We start from the raw sequence: 23,985 nt of genomic DNA, 5'->3' as shown, positions 1-23,985 counted from the left end.
GACAGCTTGATTAGCTCAAATTGGCGATAGCACTGTTAAGGGCATTACCGTATACCCCTGTTGGGGCTTGTTTTGACCAGCCGTGTTCAAGCCGCAACGCATAGCTTGTATTATCTTGATGTGGGTTTGTGATAGCCCACACTTTGCCCAATATCGCCCACAAACCCAAGTTGACGCCATACTTCATAAAGGCAAATACCAACGCTATTGGCTAAATTCAAACTGCGTGAATCTGGCAACATAGGCAGCCGTAGCCAATGATTAGCACCAATATCAGCACGCACCTCTTCAGGTAATCCATCGGTCTCCGAACCAAATACCAAGGCGACTTTATGCTGATCATTATCCAGCTTAAATTGATATTCATAAAACGGACGGCTAAACTTGGTCGTCATGGCAACAATACGCTCCACGCCCAACGATTTTAGTGCCGATTTTGTCTCTTGCCAATTATCGTGAACGCTTAAAGTTGCGTATTCATGATAATCAAGCCCTGCCCGTTTTAAGCGAGTATCATCCAACTCAAATCCAAGCGGTTTGACCAAATGTAGCTGAGCACCTGTATTGGCACATAAGCGGATGATGCTGCCAGTATTATTGGGAATTTTTGGGGAAAATAGCACGATATGAATGAGTGCATCTGAAAACTGTGACATGAACTTTACTAACAAATATGGCGATGCTACCTATTGTACTCTGAAACGACCTATTGTGCCATATTTTGATTGAATTCAAAGATAAAATTTATAAACCCTACCAAAAGTTTACAAAGTGTAATAAAGTATTATAAAATCACATCTATTGCTAGAAATTCATCAAAAACTTCGTTAAGATAGTAGGGTGAGTTTACAGATTCACATGAATTTCATACATGAATTTAATTAAATCATTAAGGAATAGCTCATGAAAAAAGTACTGGTTGCTTCTATCGCTGCCGTTGTTGTTTTGACTGGTTGCAACGCTATAAAAGGTTTTGGTAAAGATGTCTCAAAAGCTGGCGAAGCCGTATCAGACACCGCACAAAAAGTTGAAAAGAAAATCTAATTTTGGCTTAATTTCTAATTTTATCTTAAGTTAATCTTAAAAAAGACCCACTCAGATGAGTAGGTCTTTCTATCTATCAGTTTATATAAATTGACTGACCAAATAATTCACATATCGAAACCCAAGACGGGTCGGTGCAATGCGTAATGGATCCAAAACCATCAATCCTTGATGTTGTAAAGGCAGCATCTCATTATCAATCGTGCTGATTAATAGCCCCGTACGCGTTTCAAACACATCAGTGCTTACCCCATCTTTTAATCGCAGTGCATTCATCATAAATTCAAACGGCAAATTGTCATCAGAGATACGCTCAAAGTTGACCATTTTGGGTGCATCTTCAAACGCAAGATAATCCTTAGGTTGACGTGATTTTTGATAACGATAAATGCCATCTTGGTAATCTGGGTGATTTTTTAAGGTCAACTTACCATGTGCTCCAGCACCGATTGCCAAATAATCGCCAAATTGCCAATAGTTCAGATTATGCTGACATGGAGCATCATTTGGACCATGCCAAGCACTGACTTCATAATTATAAAATCCATGCTTTGTCAGTACACTTTGTCCCAAAGTTTCAATTTCTGCCATGATCTCTTCATCTGGCAACTGTGGTGGTGTACAATAAAAGGTCGTATTCGGCTCTATCGTCAGTTGATACCAAGATAAGTGAGTTGCACCAGCATCAATGGCAGTTTGAATATCATTCACCGCTTTTGATGGGTTTTGATTGGGCAAGCCATACATCAAATCTGCATTGACACGATCAAAACCTGCTATGCGTGCAGCACGAATGGCATTTGATGCTTGATCAGGATTGTGAATACGCCCCAACACTGTTAAGGCGTTGTGATCAAAGCTTTGTACGCCAATGGATAAGCGATTAATACCGATAGTGAGATACTCATCAAAAGGTGAATGCTCAAGTGTGCCAGGATTTGCCTCGAGTGTTATCTCACATGTCGGTGCAAAATCATAAATTAACCGCAATCCGTCAAATAATCGTTTAAACGATTCAATGGGCAATAACGATGGTGTGCCACCACCGATAAATACCGTATCAATTTGACGATTTGATACCAAGCTTTGTTGTGATACAGCATCGCTAAGCAATGCTTCTATATAGTTTTCAAATGGTACTTGGCTTGGCAAAGCGTGCGAGTTAAAATCACAATACGGGCATTTTTTGACACACCAAGGAATGTGAATGTATAGTGATAATGGAATATGAGCAGGGTCTAATAAATCAGGGTACATGTGTTCATGATTCCTATTTATGCTCATCTAAAAACTCAAATTGATTGAGTTTGAATTTTTGATCAATATGCCGTTCAAGTGCAGGCAAGTTAAAGGCATCATTTTCACTAACAAAACTGATGGACACACCACTCAAACCCGCTCGCCCTGTACGACCGATACGATGCACATAGTCATCGGGCATATCAGGTAAAGTATAATTGATCACATGCGTCACATCATCCACATGAATGCCACGCCCTGCCACATCGGTTGCTACCAGTACATTGACCTCACCATCTTTAAAACGCTGCAAGTAACGCTCTCGTTTTTGCTGAGCCACATCTCCAGACAGCATCGTAACCTTGTGATGACGACGCAAATAATCGTATAGGCGTTTAACTTGATCTTTGCGATTGGCAAAAATGATCGTTTTTTTCACCGAATCATCTGCCAAAATTTGCTTAAGTGCGCTCGTTTTTTCACGCTCAGTGACCAAATAAAATTGTTGATCAATCGCCTGATTGGTTTTACTTTCAGGTGCAATCTCAACAAATGCTGGCTGATGTAGCCAACGATAAGCCAGATTCATCACATCTTGATTAAAAGTTGCCGAAAATAATAGGCTTTGGCGTTCGGTATTGCTTGGCATATGTCTGACAATACGCTTGATATCAGGGATAAAACCCATATCCAGCATACGATCAGCTTCATCAAGCACGAATACCTCAACACGATCCAAAAAAAGCTCGCCTTTATTAACCCAATCGATGATACGCCCCGGTGTGCCAATCAAAATATCCAGCGGTCTTTTATGCAACTGCTCAAGTTGTTTATCAAAATCAGAGCCGCCTGTAATACACAAATTATAAAGCTGGCTAAATCGGGTCAGTTCACGGCAATCTGCCAAAATCTGCTGTGCAAGCTCTCTGGTAGGTGCCAAAACCAATGCTCTAGGTTCGCCAAGATAGCGAATTTCATCAGCTTGAAACGGACGCTTTAACAGCGACTCAATGATGGTAATCAAAAATGTCGCTGTCTTGCCTGTGCCTGTTTGTGCCTGTCCAATGGCATCTTGATTTGCCAATGTATGTGGCAAAATCTGTGCTTGAATGGGGGTTAATTGATCAAATTTTAATGCTTGCACCGCCTTTAAAATTGGCTCGGATAGTGGTAAATCATCAAAATTTTTAACAGTCGTTTCGGTCATAAAAATACCATCAAGCTTATAGCATTGTGATTAGTTTTTGGGAGTTTTAAGCACTTGATCAAGGCAAGAATAAAAAGATGACTCGCCCACACCCATCACAAACGCTTGTTTTTCGGCGTCGGTTTTTTGAACCGATTCTTGGAATATTCTATCAATAGCACCTTTCCAATACTTATCAAGCATCGTGGCGGTCTCTGGGTCAAGGTCGATGAGATCCTTCAGCTCAGCCATACGCTTATCATGGTTGGTTAGTGCCTCAGATTTTGTTGCACCACCTTGATGATCGCCAGCAATATGCATCACACCATACGCTGAAAAATCACAAAAATCTATAGCCATTTGCTCTTCTTGGGTTAACGATACTTTAGGTGCTTCAGACGCTTTGGGGGCAGCAGTTTTTGCATAAGTCACTGTCGGTAAGCTCAACACCAAAATCGCCAAACCACGCATCCATTTATTTTTCATCATCATAGTCATCTCTTTATAGTTTATTTTAGATTAAGGCGAATTACGAACGCCAATCATCCAAGTTCACGCCTACAGCGTTTTGATTAGTTAAAATGGCATAGCATCAGTCATCTGATCATGCCAAACCTTGCTATTATCGCATGTTTGATAAAGTTTGAAAAGCTCTATTATCCTTCAAAAGATACAAGATGATGGTATCGCATGCTACATTGGTCTAAATTTGATATCTAAATTCTATAAAGGAAAATAAAAAGTCAATTTTTACACTTAAAGTTTATCAACCAATGCCGTAAAGTAAAGCTATCTTTTGAATTTATCACCAAGTATCCATCGTATCATTAGGATTGTTATCATGCTAAATCAGCCAATACCCCTCAAAAATCGTGCACGCCGAGTGATGCCATTTTTTGGGCTAAGTATGGGTATTAGTATCTTTGCACTTGGTTTGTTGGTGATTTTACCCTTTTTGATGATGATTTTGACGACATTACAAATGAGTTTTGATGACATCATGCAGACGATTCGTGAGCCACAAGTGTTTGCAGCAATTAAGCTATCTTTATCCATGGCAATGCTTGCCACCCTGACCAATTTGATTTTTGGTACGCTGGCAGCTTGGGTGTTGGTGCGTTATGAGTTTTGGGGTAAGTCCTTTTTAAATGCTTTGGTTGATCTACCGTTTGCCCTGCCAACAGCGGTAACTGGCATCGCTCTTGCCACACTTTATGCACCCAATGGCTTGTTTGGTCAATGGTTTACACACCTTGGGATACTGCTGTTTAATGAGCCAATAAAAATTGCGTTTACACCGATTGGTATTTGGCTGGCTTTGGTGGTGGTTAGCTTTCCTTTTATTGTACGGGCAGTGCAGCCAGTACTTGCTGAGCTTTCAGTAGAATTTGAAGAAGCGGCAGCGGTGATGGGTGCTGGTCGCTTGACCACATTTTGCCGTGTGATTTTACCCGAGATTAGCCCAGCAATGCTAATCGGTGCTGGTATGATGTTTGCTCGTGCCACAGGTGAGTACGGTTCAGTGATTTTTATCGCTGGCAATATCCCCATGCAATCGGAGATTTTGCCTTTAATCATTGTCTCAAAGCTTGAGCAATTTGATGTCGCAGGTGCAGCTTGCGTGTCGTTATTTATGCTTTTAATCTCATTGGTTTTTTTGTTTACCATGAATTTTATCCAGTGGAAACTCTCAGCCAGACTGGGCGCAAAAACCAACTGATTTATCATGATAACAACTATCTTAATCATACTCTAAGGTCAACTATGTCTCATACAAGCTCTTATTTATACCAAAAAAATCCTGCCACCCGTGATAAACCTTGGGTTAGATGGAGTTTGATTGGCATAGCGGTGGTATTTATGGGCGTCATGCTGGTTGTGCCACTCGTGTCTGTTTTTTATGAAGCACTAAAAGAAGGATGGCAAGCGTATCAAGCAGCACTACTTGAGCCTGATGCACTTGCATCTATTAAGCTGACTTTAATCACAGCAGCGATTATCTTACCCATCAATACGATCATTGGCGTAGCGTTGGCGTATTTGATTACACGCCATCAATTTCGTGGCAAATTTGTGATCACCACATTGCTTGATTTGCCCTTTGCCGTGTCGCCTGTGGTGGCGGGCTTGATGTTTGTACTGGTCTTTGGTGCCAATACACGACTTGGCGGCTATCTTGAGAGTATGGGGATTCAGGTGATTTTTGCGACAACGGGGATTGTACTTGCAACTTTATTTGTCACCTTTGCATTTATCGCACGAGAGCTGATTCCGCTTATGCAGGCTCAAGGCGACAGCGAAGAACAAGCCGCTTTGACGCTTGGTGCTAACGGCTGGCAGATGTTTTGGAAAGTCACTTTACCCAATATCAAATGGGCGCTGCTTTATGGCATTATCCTAACCAATGCACGCGCTATGGGTGAATTTGGGGCGGTATCGGTAGTATCTGGGCATATCCGAGGCGAGACCAACACTGTGCCTTTAATGATTGAAATTGCATACAACGAATATGCATTTACATTGGCATTTGCACTCTCAAGCTTGCTTGCACTACTTGCCTTGATTACTTTGGTCGCTCAAGGATTGATGAGCCATAAAAAATAGCACTGATGACATTTTGGTTAAGTAATACTTACATCAAAATTTACATATATTTATTAATCTTTCTAAACAGTTATCTTCTATGAGTATTAAACATGAGTATTAAAATCCAAAACATCCATAAAACTTTCGGGGATTTTGTTGCCTTAGGTGAAATCAGCATTGATATTTCAACAGGTGAGCTGACAACTTTATTAGGTCCATCAGGCTGTGGCAAGACAACTTTGCTACGCATCATTGCAGGTCTTGAAAATGCAGACAACGGGCGGATATATTTTGACAGTATCGATGTAACTGATATACCAGTGCAACACCGTGGTATCGGTTTTGTGTTTCAGCAATATGCGTTATTTCGACATCAAACGGTTGCACAAAACATTGCTTTTGGCTTGACGCTGTTGCCTCGCAATACACGCCCTTCTGCCAATACAATCGATCGGCGTGTGGATGAGCTGCTTGATTTGGTGCAACTTAGCCACACCAAAACCCGCTATCCGCATGAGCTATCAGGTGGCCAGCGTCAGCGTGTTGCTTTGGCACGTGCACTGGCAACCGAGCCTAAGCTGCTGCTACTTGATGAGCCTTTTGGCGCGCTTGATGCCAAAGTGCGTAAATCGCTGCGTGATTCGCTCAAAGACATTCAGCGTGAAATTGGTATCACCAGCATCTTGGTTACGCATGACCAAGAAGAAGCTCAAGCCATATCTGATAAAATTGTCATTATGAATCATGGGCAAATTGAGCAAATTGGCACACCAAGCAAGTTATTTGCCCAGCCAAGCAGTGATTTTGTGGTGGATTTTTTGGGCTTATAAGCGATGAGCCATCGGTCCAAAATTCAATAGGCATATGGTGTTTAACCTGCATTAATCTCAAAAGCTTGATAAATCGCTTCATCAAGCCTATCAACCGCAATGATTTGAATATTTTTAAATTGTGGATGATTGGCTGCAGGTGCATTGGCTCTAGGGACGATGGCATGGGTAAAACCATGCTTCATTGCCTCTTTTAGGCGTTCTTGACCATTTGGCACAGGGCGAATCTCGCCAGACAATCCCACCTCACCAAATACACACAGTCTGACAGGCAGTGGTTTTTCTTTGATGCTAGATGCACAAGCAATCAGCACCGCCAAATCTGAACCAGTTTCCATAACTTTAACACCGCCTACAACATTGACATACACATCCATACCACTGGTGTGAATGCCACCATGACGGTGCATAACCGCAAGGAGCATGGACAGACGCTGATAATCAAGCCCAAGTGCCATGCGTCTGGGTTGACCCTGAGAGTCATCCACCAAGGCTTGCACCTCCACAAGTAGGGGGCGTGTACCTTCACGGCTGACCATCACCACCGACCCTGCAATGGGCTTATCATAGCGGCTTAGAAAAATGGCGGAGGGGTTGGCAACCTCCTTTAATCCTGTATCCGTCATGCCAAAAATTCCCAACTCATTGACCGCCCCAAAACGGTTTTTGATGGCACGAATCATTCTAAAACGACTGTCTGATTCACCCTCAAAATACAGCACCGTATCCACCATGTGTTCTAGCACACGAGGCCCTGCCAATGCTCCTTCTTTGGTAACATGTCCCACCAAAAACAGTGCCGTGCCTGTCTGTTTGGCATAACGGGTTAAGACGGCGGCGGATTCACGGATTTGGGCAACCCCTCCGGGGGCGGACTGTATGGCTTCGGTAAAGAGTGTTTGAATTGAATCAATGACAGCAATGGCAGGCTGTTCGGTGGTGAGTGCTGCACAAATGGTATCAACATTAGTTTCGGCTAAGACACGCAGGCGATCGGTTGGTAGTCCAAGTCGCACTGCACGCATGGCAACCTGCGACAGACTTTCCTCGCCTGTGATATATAAAGCAGAACCCGATAGTGAATCACCTGCTGCCATGTTAATGGCAGTTTGTAGTAAGATTGTGGATTTGCCAATACCAGGGTCGCCCCCAATTAACACCACCGAGCCTGCCACAAGTCCACCGCCAAGCACTCGGTCAAATTCACCAATTCCCGTTGGCATGCGTGTTTCTAGCGTAACGCCAACATGGTCCAATGTCATCACAGCACTCACCGCTCCAGCATAGTTAGCGGTTTTTCTGGGTGCTGTGGTAGTTTTTGATTTATGATGATGTGGCAAACTGGTGTTAGGTGCCTCAACAAGAGTATTCCACTCACCGCAGTCTGTACATTGCCCTGCCCATTTTCCATAAATCGCCCCACAATTTTGGCAAATGTAGCTTGATTTAGCTTTAGCCATAACTTATCCTAATCCATTGATTCAAATGATTTAATCAAATTGTAGCATTTTTTTGGTATGCTTGCTAAATTAACCTCTAATACAGCCAAACACACTTTATAATATCTTATCATTAAACATCAATTTTAAAAATATATCTATTTAATTTAATTATAGTACTTATCTTTCTGTATATTTTATGGTTTAATACTGCTTTTCACAGCATCACTGCATTATTTTGTTACAATTTTGGTGCTTTATAAGCCTGCCTATACAAAAAACAGTGGAACGCCAATTTTCATAAAATGAGATCTCAACATGACTGCAAAGATAACTGCTCCAGATTTTGTTCGTCACCAAGCCTTGATTCATTGGGTGGCTGAAATTGCCGCTTTGACCAAACCTGCTGCCATCGAATGGTGCGACGGCTCTGAAGAAGAAAACCAGCGCCTAATCGATCTGATGATCAAAAACGGCACCATGATCAAATTAAATGAAGACAAGCACCCAAATTCGTATCTGGCATTCTCAGATCCGACAGATGTTGCACGTGTCGAAGATCGTACTTATATTTGCTCAAAAGAAGAAATCGATGCAGGTGCGACCAATAATTGGGTCGAGCCAAGCCAAATGCGTACCAAACTTAACGATTTGTTTGATGGTTGCATGGCAGGCCGTACCATGTATGTCGTACCTTTTAGTATGGGTCCTTTAGGTAGTCATATTGCCCATATTGGCATCGAAATTACAGACAGTCCCTATGTTGTCGTCAGTATGCGAAAGATGGCACGCATGGGCAAAGAGGTTTATGATGTGCTTGGGGCTGATGGCGAGTATGTGCCATGTGTACATACTGTAGGCTCGCCATTGACTGAAGGGCAAAAAGATGTGGCATGGCCATGCAATGATGATAAATATATCGTACATTTCCCCGAAACTCGTGAAATTTGGTCGTATGGATCAGGCTATGGCGGTAACGCTTTGCTTGGTAAAAAATGTCTAGCATTACGCATCGCTTCTGCCATGGGGCGTGAACAAGGTTGGTTGGCTGAACATATGCTCATCTTAGGTGTAACCAACCCACAAGGCAAAAAACATTATATCGCAGCGGCATTCCCATCGGCATGCGGCAAAACAAACTTTGCCATGCTTATTCCACCAGCAGGCTATGAAGGCTGGAAAGTAGAAACGGTTGGCGATGATATTGCATGGATTAAGCCATCTGAAGATGGTAAGCTTTATGCCATCAACCCAGAAGCGGGCTTTTTTGGTGTCGCACCAGGTACCAACACCAAAACCAACTCAAACTGCATGAGTACTTTGGGTTCTGATGTTATCTACACCAATGTCGCTGTCACCGATGATGGTGAAGTTTGGTGGGAAGGTAAAACCAAAGAAACGCCAGCAAATTTGACCAACTGGAAGCGTGAGCCACACACAGGTGCAGAGCGTGCCGCTCATGCCAATGCACGCTTTACCGTTTCTGCAAAACAATGCCCGTCCATCGATCCACAATGGGAAAACCCCGAAGGTGTACCAATTTCTGCCTTTATCTTTGGCGGTCGTCGTGCAGATACTGTGCCTTTGGTATCAGAAGCATTTGATTGGGTAGATGGTGTTTATAAAGCGGCAACCATGGGTTCTGAAACCACCGCCGCCGCTACAGGTCAACAAGGTGTTGTACGCCGTGATCCATTTGCAATGTTACCATTTACTGGCTATAACATGGCAGACTACTTCAACCATTGGCTACAAATGGGTGAAAATCTTGGCAAAAAAGCCAAGGCGGCAGGCAACCAGTTGCCAAAAATGTTCAAAGTCAACTGGTTCCGCCGTGATACAAATGGTGACTTTGTATGGCCTGGTTTTGGTCAGAACATGCGTGTTCTGCAATGGATCATCGAACGCTGTGAAGGTACTGCTAACGCTGTCCGCACTCCGATTGGCTTAGTGCCAACCTATGATGATATCAATTGGGATCAGTCTGATTTTACCAAAGCACAATATGAGCTTGTCACCAGTCAAGACAAAGATGCTTGGATCAAAGAGCTTGAGAGCCATGCTGAACTTTTTGACAAGCTGGGTGAGCGTATGCCAACAGCACTCAAAGCACATAATGTCAAACTTAAAGCTGACATTGAGCAGGCATAAATGCCATCAGTGGCAATTTCCATATAAAAAAAGCGGAAAATCAGTTTTCCGCTTTTTTTATATGCTAAATGATAAAACCGTGAATAACAAGCTGATTAAACAACAAGCAACCAGCTTTAAAAAAGTTGGTTGCTTGTTGTTTTAAGACCTTGTATAAATTATTTATTTGGAACAGTCAAAACCTGCCCAATACGCAAATCGGCAGTAGGTTCTAAGTTATTCATTTTGGCAAGCTCTTGGGTACTAATACCATAGCGTCGTGCCAAAGCGATAAGCCCATCGCCTGCTTTGACGGTGTATGTCGTCGTTAGCTTGGGGACTTTTAAAGTTTGACCAATACGCAAATTGGCATTAGAAGCCAAACCATTTGCTGTCGCCAAATCACCGATTGCTACGCCAAAACGATTGGAGAGCATGGTTAGGCTGTCACCAGATCTGACGGTATAATTTTCAGTGATACCAATATTTGTATTGGCAGGCGTGCGTGTCGAATTATTTTTGGTATTTCCCAAACGAGATGGTGTGCTACTTTCAGCCTTGGCATCGCTGGGCAATTTGAGTGTTTGACCAATTAAGACACCATCTGTGACACTTAAGCCATTTTCTTTGGCTAAGGTGTGTAAACTGATGTTATATCTGCGAGCGATAGCAGTTAAGCTTTCACCTGATTGAACGCGATGTGTGGCGGTGCTTTGATTATTTTTAGTAGACTGGGTGGCTTGTGATGTCTGTTGGGCTGATACTGGTTGGCGTTTGACTTTACCAGCGACAAGCCATAGCCTTTGACCAATCAAGATATGTGCATCATTCGCCAAATTATTATAACTGGCAAGCTGACCGACCGTTAATCCATGAGTAGCCGCAACCGATGTTAGGCTATCACCAGCACGCACGGTGTAGCTTTCAGGTTTATTCACTGATGGCGAGCTGGATGTATTAGCCATTGTGGTATTGGCTGTTTTGGCATCGCTGGGCAATTTGAGTGTTTGACCAATTAAGACACCATCTGTGACACTTAAGCCATTTTCTTTGGCTAAGGCGTGTAAACTGATGTTGTATTTGCGAGCGATGGCAGTTAAGCTTTCGCCAGCAGATACTTTATGGGTTGCTGAATTGGTATTGGCGGTTGATGTGCTTTGGCGAGATGGTGTTTGTGCTGATACTGGTTGGCGTTTGACTTTACCAGCGACAAGCCATAGCCTTTGACCAATCAAGATATGTGCATCATTCGCCAAATTATTATAACTGGCAAGCTGACCGACCGTTAATCCATGAGTAGCCGCAACCGATGTTAGGCTATCACCAGCACGCACGGTGTAGCTTTCAGGTTTTGGCTTGGGTCTTGATGCAGGTTCAGGACGAGGCCGACTTGGTGGCGGTGGGACTAAGACAGGTGGCGATGAGACGACTGGTATCGAAGCTGTGACAGGTGGAAGCTGAGGCTTGGGCTGAGAGATTGGTTCAGGAGTAGGACTGACCACTGTTATTTGTACAGGCTGAGCAGGCGGTGTTACAGCTACTTGCACAGGCTGAGTGGGCTGCTGTGCTACAGCTTGAGTTTTTGGCCCATCTGCAAAACTCAACATTTTAGTCTCACCACGAGCATCCAAAACCGACTGACCAGTTTGTACCGCATTTAGCTGAATATTGCCATCTTGAGGGCTAATTGCAGGCACTTCAGGACTGGTTTTTTGAATTTCTGCTGCAATCAAATTTATCTCAGATTTTGATAAAGCTGGTTCTTGCACAATGGTATTATTTGGTGTAACTTGTGCGATGGTGGTTGGTAGTGTATTGGCTGCGATTAATTCTTGTTGAGAGCTGGTGTTGGCTGTAGCACCAGACTTAGGTACCACATAGGTGATGCTCTGGGCAGGTGCTGTTGCGATATAATCGCCACCAAATCCATAGCCTTTTAAAGAAGCCAGCTGATTATCGATTTGGTTCGGCAAACTGTCAGGAATGACGATACGATTTGGACCAATCTCATCCACGGTAAAATTTAACAGTGCAGGATTTAATAAACGAAGCTCGCTGACTGACAAACCTGTCACTGTGGCAACCTCAGATAGGCTGACACCATAATTCACTGGCACTGTTCTAAAATGACTGTGGTTAGCGATGGCGGGTAAATTGATGCCATAAGTATTTGGCGACCTCACAATTTGAGCGACTGCTAAGAATCTTGGTACATAGTTCATGGTTTCAGTCGGTAGCTTAAGCGACCAATAATCTGTTGGCAATCCTTGATCTTGGTTGGCTTTGATGGCGCGCGAAACTCGCCCAGGCCCTGCATTATAAGCCGCCAAAGCCAGCTCCCAAGAACCAAATTGGTTATACAAACTTGTTAAAAAGTCATAAGCGGCACGCGTTGATTCAATGACATCACGGCGACCATCATATGTGGCACTTTGGTTCAAGCCATAAATTCGACCTGTGCTAGGAATAAATTGCCAAAGACCAGCGGCGGCGGCATTACTGGTCGCTGTTGGGTCATATGAGCTTTCAATGATTGGCAAAAGTGCCAATTCAGAGGGAATGCCACGGCGTTCAGCTTCGGCGACCGTATGATGTAGGTAGCGAGAAGCACGCGCAGTCAAGCGATCTAAATAGGTTTGGCGAGTATAAAACCATGATTTTTGAGCTTCAATGCGTGCATTGGTCATCTCATTAATGCGATAACCACGGCGAACCCGATCCCATAAATTACCATAGCGTTGAATCGCCAGTTCATCACCCTCCACCATGCTCATATCAGTCGCTTGTAATAACGCTTCTAATGCATCAAGCATCTGAACATCCAAAACATCTACATCTGCACCAGTCTTAGTATTACCCAAATTAGTATTACCTGACGAGATATTAATCTGCTGACTGGGCTTAGCTTGAGGTATGGGTTTTGGGGTTTGGCTAACAGGTTTAGCAGGTGTGCCTGTGCTACTACAAGCAACCAAAATACAAGATGAAATGGCAAGACTGAGCGGCTTTAAAATTTGTGTTGAGATCGAAGATTTGGTGTGTTTTTTCATTGTTATGTCCTTTGGTGGCCTAACTCAGTGATTGTTATCATGGAGGATTGGCAAAATAACCCAACTTGATTTTTGAACGATAATAATGCCTTATTTTGACAAATTTGGCAACCATTTGGATGGCCAATGGGCAATAAAAACCACCGAATTGACCTAAAAACGGTGGTTCATTCAAATTGGTTGATAAACTTGCCTTAATCAACGGTGACTTGTGACACTGATCTTAATAATACGGCATTATTACCAACCTGCGAAAAAGTGGCTCGAGAAGCGGTCTTAATTGTCACAGGCTTACCATCTTGAGTCCAAGTCTCGGTAGTTACAATCTGAGCTCTAGCCTGATTGCCTGTTACTACCACATCTGCCACATTAATACGATAGCGATAATCGCTGGATGTGGCCCAGCTTTTTTGAAGCAGTTGCAAGTAGCCTTCTTTATCCAAGCTGGTCGTTTTGCCACCCCGAGACAATGAAATGATGGCATCATCATCAATCAATCTTGAAATTTGGGCAATATTTTGAGCGTTGGCGGCGCTACTCATACTTGAAGCGTATCGGCTGACATCTTGTTCACTGATTGCATAAGCATTGGTAGTGATTAAGCTTTGTACGCCAATCATACCAATAAATAAGCCAATACTAGCACCTTTACCAAAAGACTTGCCTGTCAATTGAATGGCCGACCGAATCACTGCCGTCAGCATACTTGCGGCAACGGCTTTTCTTAAAACAGAACGGGTGCTGTATTTCATAAACCAACCCTTATACTCAATATACTTATCAATGAATGAATACGCCATGATGTATGACGGAGTAATCTTAAGCCAAAATAACACAGTAAGCTTAAAGTATGATGGCAAATTGTTATATTTTGTTTCATTTAGAAGTTATTTATTAGAGCCAGCCTACTTTTCATCAAACGGTGCATCTTCTTCTAGTTTTGCCCCCAAGCGTGCCATGCGTTTATCCATGAGTTGGCGTGCTAAAATCTGCATATCATCAACACGGTCAAATTCATCAACAATCTCAAGACCAAGCAAGGTTTCTAGCACATCTTCTAAGCTCACCAATCCTTTAACCTCACCAAATTCTCCTACCGCTAAAGCGATGTGAACTTGCTCTTTTAACATCAAATCCAACAAATCAAATAGTTTCATTTTGGCAAATACAAAGTTGATATCACGCCGAAATTGCTTGATGGGTGTATGAATTTCTTGATTTGCCTTAGCGATCAGTAAATCGGATTTTAATATAAACCCTGTGGCATTATCCAAATCTTCATCAAAGATTGGAAAACGAGAAAAAGGTAGTTTGGGATAGCTGGCAAAGACATCGCCTACCGTCATATTTTCATCAAACGCACTAACGACCGAACGAGGCGTCAAAATGTCTTCTACATTAATCATGCCCAATGCCAAAGAGTTTTTGATAATACGAGTTTCCATCTCGCTCATCTGCCCCAAGCTTTCCCCTTGATTGGCAAGTGCCAAAAACTCATGGCGATTAAAACCAATTTCTTGATTGCCACGAGTCAACATGCGTGAAATTTTTTCAGTCACCCAAATAATGGGTAATAATGCCACATTGATTGTACGCACATAATACGCCACAGGCATAGCAAATCGTCGCCAATATACCGTTCCGATGGTTTTTGGGATAATTTCTGTGCCAATCAAAATAATCAAAGTCATCACACCGCTAAATACCCCAAACCATGCATTACCAAAAACGATCACTGCTTGCGCGCCTGCACCAAGCGAACCTAATGTATGGGCAACAGTATTGAGTGTTAAAATTGCTGAAATTGATTTTTCGATGTGGTCAACTTTCACACTCTTAAGCAGTGCCGCTCCTTTGGGATTATCTTCTTCAAGCGTGTCAATATAAGAAGGTGTCATGGTTAACAATGTCGCTTCAGAAATAGAGCATAAAAATGACACGACTAAAGATAAACAAATAAAAAAAATCAATAACGCAAGATTGGTCGGTGTGCCACCAAGCTCAAACGCAGCAAATGCCGTTGAGGGGATAAATATAGCCGCTACTGATACAGTAAAAATAGCGATAGAAACAAAAGACAAATTTGCCAGATTTTGGGTTCTCGGTCGGGGCATAACACTGTAATGTTGTAAAAATTATCGCCCATATTAAGTGAAAATTAAGCGATGTGCAAGTATTGTTTTAAGCGAATTTTATTAAGCAACAGCAACAACACTAAAAATCCATACCAGACCTATAAAAATATGCTATGATATGCGTTATTTTGACTTTTACTTGTGTGATTTGGTTGGATGAATTCATCAAGTAAAGTTTATATTTTTAAATGAGCGGTGGTTTTGGATCATGACCAAAACGATTAACCGTCTTTTGATATTTAGGAGTTATTGATGTTAGACTTGGCCATTACCGCCGCACATGCGTCTACAGGTGCGCCTGCAGGTCAGCAGTCATTATTGATGAATTTGCTCATTCCTGTTGCTTTTTTTGCAATTTTTTATTTTTTAATCATTCGTCCACAATCTAAACGCAACAAGCAACACAAAGCCATGGTTGATGGCTTGACTGTTGGTAATGAAGTTGTCTTTGCTGGTGGTTTGATTGGCCGTATTAAAAAGGTTGAGGGTGATTATGCTGTCATCACATTGAATCATTCAACAGAGGTTAAGATTCAGCGTGCAAGCGTAGTCATGGTACTGCCTACAGGCACCATTGACAATATCTAATCCATCCTAAGCCCAAGCAATGATTTGGATAAATCAATCAAGTTGCTTGGGTCGGTCTTTTTCGCAGCGTGATGGGGTTGACCCATTATCTTGCTCTATCTAATTAATAAGAATACCCTATGCACTACCCTGCTTGGAAATATATATTAATTGTTGTGGTGCTATTTATCTCTGGCATCTACGCATTACCCAACCTATACCCTGATGAGCCTGCTGTGCAAATTACAGGCGCGAGTGCAGGCACACAATTAACTCAAGATGTGCTAACACAAGCTGAAGGTCTGCTGACACAGGCAGGATTAAATCACCATAATGGTCGCTTTGAAAATAACAGCGCATTACTTCGTTTATCAAATGCTGAAGATCAGCTTAAGGCACAAGAAGTGCTGCGCCGAGACTTGGGCGAACAGTATGTAGTCGCACTCAATTTGGCACAAACCACCCCTGAATGGCTGCGTAATTTGGGTGCAGCTCCCATGAAATTGGGCTTAGATTTGCGTGGTGGTGTGAGATTTGTGTTAGAAGTTGATATGGCAAAAGCACTTGAACAGCGTCTTGCAACTGCCAGTCAAGATGTACGCCGTACACTGCGTGGTGAGCAAATCCCTGTTCAAAGCCTGCGTATCACTGATAATGGCATGGTGCTTACCTTTATAAATACAGATGATCGTGGACGTGCTCAATCTATCCTACAAAATCAAGTGGGTGCAGACTTTGCATTACGCCCCTTTGCTGATACTGAAGGTGCGGCACTTGAGCTGACTTATACTGATGCCAAAATTCAAGAGATTAATGAATATGCTGTTGGTCAAAACTTAACCACACTAAGAAATCGTATCAATGAGCTTGGCGTGGCTGAAGCATTGGTACAATCTCAAGGCACCAACCGCATCGTCGTTGAACTGCCTGGTGTACAAGACACCGCAGAAGCCAAACGGGTTTTGGGTCGTACCGCCAATCTTGAGTTTCGCATGGTGAGCGAACACGATATGAATTATGCAGGCGGTATTCCACCTGCAGGTACCGAAGCTTTTGCATTTGGTTCTTTGGACGGTCAGCCCATGTTGCTTGAACGCCAAACCATCATCACAGGCGAGCGTGTTCAAGGGGCACAGTCGGGTTTGGATGAGAATGGACGCCCACAGGTAAATATTACCCTAGATACAGCAGGCGGCAGACTCATGCAAAATGCCACACGCACTGCTGTGGGCAAGCAGATGGCCGTGCTATTTATTGAAAATAAGCAAAAGGTCAGCTTCCAAGAAGATTCATCAACTGGCGAGCTTGTTGAGGTGCGTACACCTTATACCGAGTCACGCATTATTAACCGTGCTACCATTCAGGCGGTACTTGGTTCTTCATTTGTGATCACAGGCTTAGATTCAGATGCAGAAGCAGGCGAGCTTGCGTTACTGTTACGCTCAGGCGCGTTAGCGGCACCGATGTACTTTGTTGAAGAGCGAACCATTGGCCCATCTTTGGGTCAAGATAATATCGATAAAGGATTATTCTCTACACAGGTTGGCTATCTGTTGGTATTTTTATGGATGATTGTGTTTTATCGTGCATTTGGTGTGATTGCAAATATTGCTTTAGCCTTTAATGTCATTATCATGGTTGCCATTATGTCCATTTTAGGATCATCGCTCACCCTACCTGGTATTGCTGGGATTGTGTTGACCATTGGTATGGCGGTTGATGCCAATGTGCTAATTTTTGAGCGTATTCGTGAAGAGCTTGCCAATGGTACTCGTGCAAAATCCGCCATTGTGGCAGGTTTTGATCGTGCATTTAGCTCAATTTTTGATGCCAATATCACCACGCTATTAATTGCATTTATCTTATTTGCCATCGGAACAGGACCAATCAAAGGTTTTGCAATCACGCTTGCAATTGGTATTATCAGTTCTTTGTTTACTGCGATTTTAGTCACTCGTGCCATGATTCAAATTTGGTATGGTCATCGCAAAAACTTAACCAAACTTAGCATCGGTTAGGAGTTAAAAATGAATAATGAAAATAACCCTATCGACCCAAATGCAGCACAGCCACCACGCCGTCGCCGTGTGCCGCGTCGTGATGGTAAAGGTGCCAATGCTGCCACAAATCAAGATGCTCTTGCCGATCAATCATTGATTGCCGACGCTGGTGATGAAGCTGCCGAAAAAGCCGGTGGTGTCAAACTCATCGCTAATCAGCGTATCATTCCTTTTATGAAGCTTGAAAAGCCCATGATAGTATTTTCGGTATTGTCTATACTCATAGGGCTGATAGCAATCATTGTCAAGGGTTTAAACTTTGGTTTGGATTTTACAGGTGGTGTGTCAGCCAATGTCGCTTATGAACAGCCTGTTGAGCAAGCACAAGTCATTAAAGCATTGGCTGACAATGGCTTTAATGATGCGGTTGTCCAATACCTAGGAACTCGCCAAGAGCTTTTGGTACGCTTACCGCCCCAAGATGGCTCAGCTGAAAATCTAAGTGCTTCTTTGGATCAGATTCTTAATTTTCCAAATAATCCATCAACCATTGATAGCATTAGCATTATCGGCAGCCAACTGGGCAATGAAATTTACCTAAATTCACTGCTTGCGATGTCTGTTGCACTTGGTATGATGCTCATTTATGTTGCAACACGATTCCAGTTCAAGCTGGCTTTGGGTGCCGTACTTGCTTTATTTCATGATGTGATTATCGTTGTTGGTATTTTTGCCATCATGGGCTGGCCATTTGACTTGACGGTTTTGGCAGCTGTATTGGCTTTGATTGGCTATTCGGTGAATGATACAATCGTTGTTTATGATCGTATTCGTGAGAATTTTCGCCGAGTGCGTGGTTTAACACCCCGTCAGGTGCTTGATTTATCACTGACAGAAACCTTAAGACGAACCATTATGACTGTCGGTACGGTGTTTGTTGTGGTTGTTGCCATGCTGTTCTTAGGTGGTGATGGTCTGTATTGGTTCTCTGTGGCGTTATTTATCGGTCTGATTGCTGGTACATATTCTTCCATTTATGTTGCAAGCTCTATTCCGCTGATGATGGGCCTATCAAGAGAGGACTTTGTGGTTAAAGTCAAACCTGAATTTGAAGAAGAAGTGGTCGTTTTTGCTGACCCCAATCTTCAAAATAGCAAAGATTAACTTGCCAATACTTGCCTGTATCACAATCAAAGGTAGCCATAAAATTTAATCATAAAAAAATGCCCAAAGGTTAGCGTCTAACTTTTGGGGCAGTTCAAAAAAAACCAAAAGCCACCCAAATAACAGTTTTGGGTGGCTTTTGCTATTCAGCCAAATGATTAGCCAATCAAAGTTACTGGCGATAAGCCAATTCAGTTAAAATGGTTTCAGCATCGCTCCATCGGTTTGCACTGTTTGATGCACCCAATAAAACAACAATGGCTGGGCGATTGTTAATGTTAGTTTCCATCACAACACTATAACCAGCTTCACGAATATAGCCTGTTTTTTGGACACCAATTGGGTAAGCACCTTCTCGTACTAGGCGATTGGTATTATTGCCTTTATAGATACGGTCGCCACTGCCATAATTGGCGATATAAAAATCATAATGTGGTGCTGTGGAAAAATTACGGATACTGTGATAGCGTGGACTACTATTGACCGCTTTCATCATGATTAATAAATCATTGGCTGATGACATATTGCGTGGATCTAAACCTGAAGAATCACTAAATTTCGTTTGATACATGCCCAAATCATACGCCTTTTGGTTCATTGCAGCAATAAAAGCATCATATCCACCGGGGTAAGTGCGTGCCAATGCTTTGGCAGCAGGGTTTTCAGAACGCATGAGCATCATCAAAGTAAACTCAGATCGTGTCATGCGGTCACCAGCTTTTAGGCGTGTGCTTGCTTGTTTTGCACCAATCAAGTCAGAGGCAATCAAAGTAATTTCTTCACGCATATCAAGCTCAGCATCCAAAATGACCATGGCGGTCATGACTTTACTGATAGAAGCTATTGAGCGTTGAACATCTGCATTCTTACCATAAATGAGCTTGCCATCTTGTAAATCATAGACCAAAACCGCTGCCGATCGTGTACTGATGGGCAACGCATAAAAACTATTTGTATAGCTGTTTTGGTCATTTAAGATGGCTGTTTGGGCGTTTAAGGTGGTGGTGTAAGCGGTTGTTTGGGTTTTGGTGCTTGAGATGACTTGTGGTTGAATATTCAGTTGGGTTTGTGCATAGCCTTCTTGTGACACCACATGCTCTTGGGGTGCTTGTGGTACTGCCTGCACGCTCACATTTGTCGTTGTGGTTACTTGGGCTGTCGGTTCAACATACACAGATTGAGAGGTGATTACCTGAGCAGGTTGCACATAAGTGGGCTGTACTGTTATACGCTGCTGACTGTTATCAACCGAAAATGCGTGTGCTTGATGAGCACCAGTGGTCATCGCAAGTAACATTGCCAAATGATGGCTATTTTGCTTGATGAATTTCATGAATTATCCCCTTTTTCAGATACTTTGTATTTTATCATAAAAATGATGAAAGTTTTTCTTGTGTAACAATTTTCATTCATCTGATACACCAATCATAGCCATTTTATCAACATATCACACATTTTAAGCTCTCAAGAGTAAGACTTATCAAGCATACAAACGCCCTATTGGCACTATGTCAACTTGGGTGATAAGCGTGTAATGGTCAATCCTGTTATCCCAAAAAACAGTGTCAATAAAAAGCACCAATAACAAAAAAACGCATACGGCACATACTCAATCACTGGCATCCCAAAAGTCCCAGCCAAAAACCCACCATAGACACCCCATGGCACTAAAGGATTAATCACCGTGCCTGCATCTTCAATGGTGCGTGATAGATTAATTGGATGCAAACCCAATCGCTGATATTCTGGTAAAAAGGCATTGCCTGATAATAATAAACTCAGATATTGTTCACCCACCAAAACATTAATGCCAAGTGAGGTAAATGCTGCGGCTGCCACGCCACGACTGGCATGGGTTAATAAATGACGCATGCCATCTAATAATGCTGGCAAGATACCCAATCCTTGCAAAAGCCCACCCAAAGACAATGCCAAAATAACCAACAGTTGACTAAAAAACATACTTTGTAAGCCGCCCCGTGATACCATTTTTGCCACATCACCCAATGCCAGCTCTTCTGCTGGCGTATATCCAGCAAAAAACCATCCACCCAAATCGGTCAAACTTGGGCTTGAATGTGTGTAGGTAATCATCAGTGCTGTTATGATGGTTGCAATAATGGTATAGATAGCATTGACTCGTAAAATGGCCAAAATGACAAGAACAGCAAAAGGTATTAATGAAAAACCATGCACTAAGCCACTGCTAAAAAGTTGCTCTTTGAGTATGGCAATGCCTGCAAGGTCGCTGATGGTATTGGTGGCTGATAAATACCAAAAAATTATGGCCGTGATGACCCAAGCAGGCACGGTAGTATACATCATATTTTTAATGTGGTCGAATAAATCAACGCCAACAAGTGAGGCGGCGATACTCGTTGTATCTGATAAAGGTGACATCTTATCACCAAATAACGCACCAGAGATGACAGCACCAGCCACAATGGCAGGATTTGCTCCAAAAGCGGTTGCCATACCCAAAAATGCAACGCCCACGGTTGCACAAGTGGTAAATCCACTGCCTAAGGCGATGCCCACAACCGATGATAAAATAAATGCCGACAGATAAAATACCTTGGCTGATAATATCTCAAATCCATAATAAATCAATGTTGGGATTGCCCCTGACATCATCAAAGCAGAAACCAAAAGACCGATGAAAGAAAATAAATAAATCGCACCCATTGCCGATCCCACACTGCCAATCATGCATGCTTGCATTTGCTCAAATTTGAGTTTATTTAATAAACCAAAAAATAACAGTGCTGCAATCACAACCAATAAAGACAAATGCGGTACCCAGCTCCAAGCAATCATCGTCAGACCAAGTAGTGCAACCAGAACACCTGCAATAGCAACCGCTTTGATGGGTCGCATGGTTAATAATGTATCTGAATTCATAAATAATCCCTAAAAATCACACAATACAGTATAAAATACCCATATCTATGCTTGTTCCATCAATGGTATCATTTTAAAAACTTTGTTACCATCACTTGTATTTAAAAATAACAATCATGGTCAAGTATCATCAAATCAAAAAATGATACAAGCGATAATCAGTTGATCTTTTTGTATTAAACTTATACCTCTGCTTCAAATGATAAAATAGGATATGCCAACCATGTATCATATCCTATTTTTAAGACATTTAAAAAATAAAGACAAGATTTTTTATAGGTCGGTACACCCATTCATTTCGTTAAATTTTTAAAGCACCACGGCGAATTTGGTCTCGTTCAAGTGATTCAAATAATGCTTTAAAATTACCTTCACCAAATCCTTCTCGATAATCCCCTTTACGCTGAATAAACTCAAAAAATACGGGCCCAAGTGCTGTTTCTGAAAAAATTTGTAACAATAATCTTGGGTGGCTGTTTTGTGTTGTCCCATCAAGTAAGATACCTTGAGTTTTCAGAGAATCGACATGCTCACCATAATTGGGTAAGCGTTCATCTAGCATCTCATAATAAGTATCATTGGGTGCTGTCATCAAAGGTACGCCTGCTGCTTTTAACTGATCAATCGCATCGGTCAAATTATCAGTTAATAGTGCAATATGCTGAATGCCCTCACCGCCAAATGCCATCAAATATTCTTCAATCTGACCGCCACCTTGTTTAGATTCTTCATTTAAAGGAATGCGAATCAGCCCATCGGGTGCTGTCATAGCACGACTTGTCAGCCCTGTATATTAACCTTTAATATCAAAATAGCGTATTTCTTAGAAGTTAAACAGTTTTTCATAAAACCCTGCCCAATAATCCATGCGTCCAAGATAAACATTATGCGTTAAATGGTCAATGACCTTAAAACCATAACCCACAGGATTAATATCAACCCCATCAATGAACTCAAAATCAATGTCATAAATTGATTTGCCTTCATCAAATCGGTCAATTAAATACAGTGGTGCACCACCAATACCACGAATGGCAGGCAAGCGAAGCTCCATCACCGAAGTTGGTATCTCAACAGGCTTAGCACCCAGCTCAATGGCTCGATGATAAGCATACTGTGCATCACGCACACGAAACGCCATACCGCACGCAGATGGTCCATGTTCTTGAGCAAAATACATTGCTTCTGAATTTGGCTCACGATTGACCATAAAATTAATTCCCCCTTGGCGATATAATAAGACATCTTTTGAGCGATGTTTGGCAACCAGGCTAAAACCCATTTTTTCAAATAATGGCTCAAGTAAATTTGGGGTTGGACTTGCAAATTCCACAAATTCAAAACCGCACAATCCCATTGGGTTTTCAAATAAATCTGCCATAAAATACTCCGTGTTTGGCTGGTGATATTTTTGATAAATGATGCTTGCTAATATGCTGATACTTATCATAAAATAAGTCAATACAGCGTACAAATGGAATTTTTATTATACTTATTGGATACTCCTATGAATATTACTTTTCGCCAGCTTAGAGCATTTGCCAGCATCGCACGACATCACAGTTTTAGTAAAGCTGCAACCGAATTGCATTTGACACAATCATCGCTGAGCGGCTTGATTAAAGAGATGGAAAAAAACAGCTGGATACTCGATTGTTTGACCGTACAACACGGCAAATTCATTTGACTGAATCTGGTGAACGGTTTTGCCCCA

The 23,985-nt window shown here is 42.3% G+C and carries 19 protein-coding genes and 1 pseudogene; 9 read left to right on the top strand and 11 right to left on the bottom strand.

The genetic code is table 11. The annotated features are described in order from the left end of the window. Nucleotides 1–110 precede the first annotated feature (110 nt). A complete protein-coding gene (locus A4U55_RS07375) occupies nucleotides 111–656 on the bottom strand; it encodes a tRNA (cytidine(34)-2'-O)-methyltransferase (RefSeq protein ID WP_003658094.1) in 546 nt (181 codons plus the stop codon). 247 nt (nucleotides 657–903) lie between these two features. Between A4U55_RS07375 and A4U55_RS07370 the strand changes: the two genes are divergently transcribed. Next, complete coding sequence (locus A4U55_RS07370; protein ID WP_003658093.1) at nucleotides 904–1,044, top strand: entericidin A/B family lipoprotein; 141 nt, start codon at nucleotides 904–906, stop codon at nucleotides 1,042–1,044. Nucleotides 1,045–1,125: 81 nt separating this feature from the next. Here A4U55_RS07370 and hemW read toward each other — a convergent pair whose 3' ends face one another. Genes hemW through A4U55_RS07355 form a run of 3 tightly spaced genes read right to left on the bottom strand, consistent with a single transcriptional unit; the run spans nucleotide 1,126 to nucleotide 3,961 of the window. Beyond that, nucleotides 1,126–2,301, bottom strand: coding sequence for a radical SAM family heme chaperone HemW (hemW, locus tag A4U55_RS07365; protein ID WP_003658089.1), 1,176 nt, complete (start codon nucleotides 2,299–2,301; stop codon nucleotides 1,126–1,128). A 13-nt stretch (nucleotides 2,302–2,314) separates the two neighbouring features. After that, a complete protein-coding gene (locus A4U55_RS07360; protein ID WP_003658087.1) occupies nucleotides 2,315–3,490 on the bottom strand; it encodes a DEAD/DEAH box helicase in 1,176 nt (391 codons plus the stop codon). Between the two features lie 30 nt (nucleotides 3,491–3,520). Next, complete coding sequence (locus A4U55_RS07355; protein ID WP_063454179.1) at nucleotides 3,521–3,961, bottom strand: hypothetical protein; 441 nt, start codon at nucleotides 3,959–3,961, stop codon at nucleotides 3,521–3,523. A 349-nt stretch (nucleotides 3,962–4,310) separates the two neighbouring features. Here A4U55_RS07355 and cysT point away from each other — a divergent pair, with 349 nt between their 5' ends. The 3 genes from cysT to A4U55_RS07340 all read left to right on the top strand — a co-directional run bounded on the left by cysT (nucleotide 4,311) and on the right by A4U55_RS07340 (nucleotide 6,885). After that, entirely contained in the window at nucleotides 4,311–5,189 is an 879-nt protein-coding gene (cysT, locus tag A4U55_RS07350; protein ID WP_003659848.1) for a sulfate ABC transporter permease subunit CysT, read from the top strand. Nucleotides 5,190–5,233: 44 nt separating this feature from the next. Then, nucleotides 5,234–6,073, top strand: coding sequence for a sulfate ABC transporter permease subunit CysW (cysW, locus tag A4U55_RS07345; RefSeq protein WP_003669590.1), 840 nt, complete (start codon nucleotides 5,234–5,236; stop codon nucleotides 6,071–6,073). A gap of 92 nt (nucleotides 6,074–6,165) precedes the next feature. Continuing rightward, nucleotides 6,166–6,885, top strand: coding sequence for a sulfate/molybdate ABC transporter ATP-binding protein (locus tag A4U55_RS07340; RefSeq protein ID WP_003658078.1), 720 nt, complete (start codon nucleotides 6,166–6,168; stop codon nucleotides 6,883–6,885). 41 nt (nucleotides 6,886–6,926) lie between these two features. On the opposite strand, the gene radA is transcribed toward A4U55_RS07340, so the two are convergent. Further along, a complete protein-coding gene (gene radA / locus A4U55_RS07335) occupies nucleotides 6,927–8,345 on the bottom strand; it encodes a DNA repair protein RadA (protein ID WP_003658076.1) in 1,419 nt (472 codons plus the stop codon). Between the two features lie 297 nt (nucleotides 8,346–8,642). Between radA and A4U55_RS07330 the strand changes: the two genes are divergently transcribed. Continuing rightward, complete coding sequence (locus A4U55_RS07330) at nucleotides 8,643–10,475, top strand: phosphoenolpyruvate carboxykinase (GTP) (RefSeq protein ID WP_063454178.1); 1,833 nt, start codon at nucleotides 8,643–8,645, stop codon at nucleotides 10,473–10,475. 158 nt (nucleotides 10,476–10,633) lie between these two features. Here the strand turns inward: A4U55_RS07330 and A4U55_RS07325 are convergent, their stop codons facing one another. The 3 genes from A4U55_RS07325 to A4U55_RS07315 all read right to left on the bottom strand — a co-directional run bounded on the left by A4U55_RS07325 (nucleotide 10,634) and on the right by A4U55_RS07315 (nucleotide 15,618). Then, nucleotides 10,634–13,504, bottom strand: coding sequence for a LysM peptidoglycan-binding domain-containing protein (locus A4U55_RS07325; protein ID WP_063454177.1), 2,871 nt, complete (start codon nucleotides 13,502–13,504; stop codon nucleotides 10,634–10,636). 194 nt (nucleotides 13,505–13,698) lie between these two features. Further along, nucleotides 13,699–14,256, bottom strand: a complete 558-nt coding sequence (locus tag A4U55_RS07320) for a DUF4440 domain-containing protein (RefSeq protein ID WP_003668293.1) — start codon at nucleotides 14,254–14,256, stop codon at nucleotides 13,699–13,701. 153 nt (nucleotides 14,257–14,409) lie between these two features. Next, complete coding sequence (locus A4U55_RS07315) at nucleotides 14,410–15,618, bottom strand: CNNM domain-containing protein (RefSeq protein WP_003673873.1); 1,209 nt, start codon at nucleotides 15,616–15,618, stop codon at nucleotides 14,410–14,412. Between the two features lie 273 nt (nucleotides 15,619–15,891). On the opposite strand from A4U55_RS07315, the gene yajC reads away from it, so the two are divergent. The 3 genes from yajC to secF all read left to right on the top strand — a co-directional run bounded on the left by yajC (nucleotide 15,892) and on the right by secF (nucleotide 19,370). Next, the gene (gene yajC, locus A4U55_RS07305) at nucleotides 15,892–16,227 is read left to right on the top strand and encodes a preprotein translocase subunit YajC (RefSeq protein ID WP_003658058.1); all 336 of its coding nucleotides are present in this window, start codon (nucleotides 15,892–15,894) and stop codon (nucleotides 16,225–16,227) included. A 119-nt stretch (nucleotides 16,228–16,346) separates the two neighbouring features. Continuing rightward, nucleotides 16,347–18,224: a protein translocase subunit SecD gene (gene secD, locus A4U55_RS07300; protein WP_003658056.1), complete on the top strand. Its 1,878-nt coding sequence runs from the start codon at nucleotides 16,347–16,349 to the stop codon at nucleotides 18,222–18,224. A 9-nt stretch (nucleotides 18,225–18,233) separates the two neighbouring features. Further along, on the top strand, nucleotides 18,234–19,370 hold the full coding sequence (gene secF, locus A4U55_RS07295; RefSeq protein ID WP_003658054.1) for a protein translocase subunit SecF: 1,137 nt from the start codon (nucleotides 18,234–18,236) through the stop codon (nucleotides 19,368–19,370). 172 nt (nucleotides 19,371–19,542) lie between these two features. Here the strand turns inward: secF and A4U55_RS07290 are convergent, their stop codons facing one another. The 3 genes and pseudogenes from A4U55_RS07290 to hppD form a co-directional block, all read right to left on the bottom strand. Continuing rightward, complete coding sequence (locus tag A4U55_RS07290; protein WP_003658052.1) at nucleotides 19,543–20,703, bottom strand: D-alanyl-D-alanine carboxypeptidase family protein; 1,161 nt, start codon at nucleotides 20,701–20,703, stop codon at nucleotides 19,543–19,545. Nucleotides 20,704–20,876: 173 nt separating this feature from the next. Then, nucleotides 20,877–22,271 carry a Na+/H+ antiporter NhaC family protein gene (locus tag A4U55_RS07285; protein WP_003659863.1) on the bottom strand — a complete coding sequence of 465 codons (1,395 nt, stop codon included), beginning with the start codon at nucleotides 22,269–22,271 and terminating at the stop codon, nucleotides 20,877–20,879. A gap of 301 nt (nucleotides 22,272–22,572) precedes the next feature. After that, nucleotides 22,573–23,652: pseudogene (hppD, locus tag A4U55_RS07280) on the bottom strand (4-hydroxyphenylpyruvate dioxygenase). Nucleotides 23,653–23,778: 126 nt separating this feature from the next. On the opposite strand from hppD, the gene A4U55_RS07275 reads away from it, so the two are divergent. Beyond that, a complete protein-coding gene (locus tag A4U55_RS07275) occupies nucleotides 23,779–23,958 on the top strand; it encodes a LysR family transcriptional regulator (RefSeq protein ID WP_226889880.1) in 180 nt (59 codons plus the stop codon). Nucleotides 23,959–23,985 lie beyond the last annotated feature (27 nt).

The sequence above is a fragment of the Moraxella catarrhalis genome, assembly GCF_001632285.1.
In the GTDB taxonomy this organism is placed as follows: Bacteria; Pseudomonadota; Gammaproteobacteria; order Pseudomonadales; family Moraxellaceae; genus Moraxella; species Moraxella catarrhalis.
The sequence above is the reverse complement of the archived record's forward strand: the minus strand, read 5'-3'. Positions and strand labels throughout refer to the sequence as shown.

Bases quoted from the DNA above. Each gene is read 5' to 3' on its own strand.
- A4U55_RS07375 (WP_003658094.1), bottom strand. From the start codon at position 656: ATGTCACAGTTTTCAGATGCACTCATTCATATCGTGCTATTTTCCCCA.
- A4U55_RS07370 (WP_003658093.1), top strand. From the start codon at position 904: ATGAAAAAAGTACTGGTTGCTTCTATCGCTGCCGTTGTTGTTTTGACT.
- hemW (WP_003658089.1), bottom strand. From the start codon at position 2,301: ATGTACCCTGATTTATTAGACCCTGCTCATATTCCATTATCACTATAC.
- A4U55_RS07360 (WP_003658087.1), bottom strand. From the start codon at position 3,490: ATGACCGAAACGACTGTTAAAAATTTTGATGATTTACCACTATCCGAG.
- A4U55_RS07355 (WP_063454179.1), bottom strand. From the start codon at position 3,961: ATGATGATGAAAAATAAATGGATGCGTGGTTTGGCGATTTTGGTGTTG.
- cysT (WP_003659848.1), top strand. From the start codon at position 4,311: ATGCTAAATCAGCCAATACCCCTCAAAAATCGTGCACGCCGAGTGATG.
- cysW (WP_003669590.1), top strand. From the start codon at position 5,234: ATGTCTCATACAAGCTCTTATTTATACCAAAAAAATCCTGCCACCCGT.
- A4U55_RS07340 (WP_003658078.1), top strand. From the start codon at position 6,166: ATGAGTATTAAAATCCAAAACATCCATAAAACTTTCGGGGATTTTGTT.
- radA (WP_003658076.1), bottom strand. From the start codon at position 8,345: ATGGCTAAAGCTAAATCAAGCTACATTTGCCAAAATTGTGGGGCGATT.
- A4U55_RS07330 (WP_063454178.1), top strand. From the start codon at position 8,643: ATGACTGCAAAGATAACTGCTCCAGATTTTGTTCGTCACCAAGCCTTG.
- A4U55_RS07325 (WP_063454177.1), bottom strand. From the start codon at position 13,504: ATGAAAAAACACACCAAATCTTCGATCTCAACACAAATTTTAAAGCCG.
- A4U55_RS07320 (WP_003668293.1), bottom strand. From the start codon at position 14,256: ATGAAATACAGCACCCGTTCTGTTTTAAGAAAAGCCGTTGCCGCAAGT.
- A4U55_RS07315 (WP_003673873.1), bottom strand. From the start codon at position 15,618: ATGCCCCGACCGAGAACCCAAAATCTGGCAAATTTGTCTTTTGTTTCT.
- yajC (WP_003658058.1), top strand. From the start codon at position 15,892: ATGTTAGACTTGGCCATTACCGCCGCACATGCGTCTACAGGTGCGCCT.
- secD (WP_003658056.1), top strand. From the start codon at position 16,347: ATGCACTACCCTGCTTGGAAATATATATTAATTGTTGTGGTGCTATTT.
- secF (WP_003658054.1), top strand. From the start codon at position 18,234: ATGAATAATGAAAATAACCCTATCGACCCAAATGCAGCACAGCCACCA.
- A4U55_RS07290 (WP_003658052.1), bottom strand. From the start codon at position 20,703: ATGAAATTCATCAAGCAAAATAGCCATCATTTGGCAATGTTACTTGCG.
- A4U55_RS07285 (WP_003659863.1), bottom strand. From the start codon at position 22,271: ATGAATTCAGATACATTATTAACCATGCGACCCATCAAAGCGGTTGCT.
- A4U55_RS07275 (WP_226889880.1), top strand. From the start codon at position 23,779: ATGAATATTACTTTTCGCCAGCTTAGAGCATTTGCCAGCATCGCACGA.